Source organism: Nostoc sp. FACHB-888, assembly GCF_014696655.1.
Taxonomy (GTDB): domain Bacteria; phylum Cyanobacteriota; class Cyanobacteriia; order Cyanobacteriales; family Nostocaceae; genus Nostoc.
Window position 1 is genome coordinate 1 of record NZ_JACJQM010000396.1, and the last position, 1994, is coordinate 1994.

Genomic DNA, 1994 nt, shown 5'->3' on the forward strand with positions numbered 1-1994 from the left:
GCGCCATTGATTCGTCCATATCAAGTATGGGTACTAGGCAGGATTGGCGAAGTGTTTGGAGATTTAGATCAAGGCACAAACAAGGTTGAAATAGCAAAGTCAATTGTGGAAGCCAGTAAGTCGGAGTACACCATTAAAGAATTTGAAGCTGAACAAATCAGATTTACACAACCATTGCCAGGAGAATTACAAAATGTCTGAAACAATAGATAAATTTAGTCGTCAAGATTTGTTTGAATTACTGGGTGAAAAATACGCTCCTGTTAAAATCATTGCTGGTTTACAGGAGTTGGCTAAGTCCGACCCAGATATTAACCAAGATGTAGAAGATGACGCAAAAGAATTTAGCATTGACATTTGCGATCGCTTGGAAAAGTTGTTCAGTTTAGCGCAAACAACCCTCGACAAATCGAAGCTGTTAGAAGGTGAGAGCAATTTGGCGAATATACAAACTCAAGCCATAGAAAGTGTGAGTAAACAATTACATCTTGCTGGAGTCAGCCGGGAAACTTTTAAAGCCTTCTTGGACATTGTGGCAGGTAAGACTGTCGCTCAAGCGCTGGCAGTTCATGAGTTTGAGCAAGAATTGTTCGATGAAATCACGAGCGAACTTGATGCTCGTTCATTACAGCGACGCACAGAGCAAGGTTTTGATGAAATAGCGTTTATTTATCAACTGGCTAAAGATCCTCAAATCAGGCAACAAATTACCCAAGAGTACGGGTTAAAGACTGGGGATGAGATTAAACAACAAGTTCAAACCCTGACTACTGCTGCAACTGTTGGTTTTGACCCGAAAGCATTTTTAGACGAATTAGGAGTGCCGACATCAGAAAAAAAGTCTACACGACCTGCGACAATTCAGGATCTGAAAAATTTGACACGCTCTTTGTTGAGCGAGAAATTCCAATCTCCAGCTTAAAATGGCGTAAGGTTTTGGAGCAGAATATTTTAGGATTCTCAGTCATTTTTTTTCTAGTTTGTATTGGGCTATCTGTTTACATTCGTGTTATTAATGCACCGCCACCCCAGACAACACAAACTATCGACGGGCAACAACCGTAAAATATTTTGGCTGAGTGTTTGATGAAATACCAGAAGCAAGCGATGTTGGGATTATTGGGCATGGGGTTAATCGCAAGTCCTTGGTTATCACAACTGCCAGCCCAATTTAAAACTTACTCTCACGGCATCACGATTCGAGAGTCTGAAGAACTAGAACGCATTAAAGCCGAGCAAAGGGCAGCGACCGCCGATAAAATTAACTCTCTTGGAGTTACGCCCTCATTTAGTAAGTTACGAATCAGAAACTATCTAGACTCCAAAAAACGTAACCCTAGACCTGATACTACAGGTTATTTAGAAGATGAGACAGTTTTCGTATATGACTCAACTGGTTTATGTATTGGACGCATTGAACAAAGGCAATGGAAATGGAAATATCGATTCAAAAATGCTTGTAAGAATTCGCCACTGTACCAAGATTCCCGTAATTGATTTATGAAATATCTCACTCCAAACAAATCTAATTCACAACCAAAACCAGAATCATCACCACAAAAAGAGCCGAAAAAAGCAGGGACTGACTACTTAGAATTATTAGCTCGGTGGATTGTGGCATTAATCTCACTGCCAGTCATCTTTATCTCACATATCATTGCCCAATTCGTTACCCCAGGCACACCCGGATACAAACTGGTTGGTGCAATTGGTTTCTGGATTGGTACACTGCTTTCTACTGATAGCATCTGGCAAGTTTTATTCCAGGGAAAACCGATTTTTCCCTGGTTTGAGCAAGAATGGATCGGTTGGATCGGTTGGTTACAATTACCGTTCAATGTGTTGTTTTGGATTAGTTTTGGCATCTCTGCATTAGTACAGGTGATGGAAGCGAGAACCTTACGTGGCAAAGATCCCCAGCAAGCCTTGCATGAATTTGAAGATTCCAAACAATATACTTTGGGTACAAAACCGACTGGAAACATCGATTTGAC

The 1994-nt window shown here is 40.8% G+C and carries 3 protein-coding genes and 1 pseudogene; all 4 read left to right on the top strand.

The features are described 5' to 3' along the window. Nucleotides 1-201 (top strand): annotated as a pseudogene (locus H6G26_RS41310) (hypothetical protein); the annotation flags it as partial. Then, complete coding sequence (locus H6G26_RS41315) at nucleotides 194-922, top strand: hypothetical protein (protein WP_190737879.1); 729 nt, start codon at nucleotides 194-196, stop codon at nucleotides 920-922. The pseudogene H6G26_RS41310 and the gene H6G26_RS41315, both read left to right, overlap by 8 nt. Nucleotides 923-1086: 164 nt before the next feature. Then, nucleotides 1087-1497 carry a hypothetical protein gene (locus tag H6G26_RS41320; protein WP_190737881.1) on the top strand — a complete coding sequence of 137 codons (411 nt, stop codon included), beginning with the start codon at nucleotides 1087-1089 and terminating at the stop codon, nucleotides 1495-1497. 3 nt (nucleotides 1498-1500) lie between these two features. Continuing rightward, nucleotides 1501-1994, top strand: a 494-nt coding sequence (locus H6G26_RS41325) for a hypothetical protein (protein WP_190737884.1), incomplete at its 3' end; no start/stop codon positions are given.

Coding starts and splice junctions, on each gene's coding strand:
- H6G26_RS41315 (WP_190737879.1), top strand. CDS start 194: ATGTCTGAAACAATAGATAAATTTAGTCGTCAAGATTTGTTTGAATTA.
- H6G26_RS41320 (WP_190737881.1), top strand. CDS start 1,087: ATGAAATACCAGAAGCAAGCGATGTTGGGATTATTGGGCATGGGGTTA.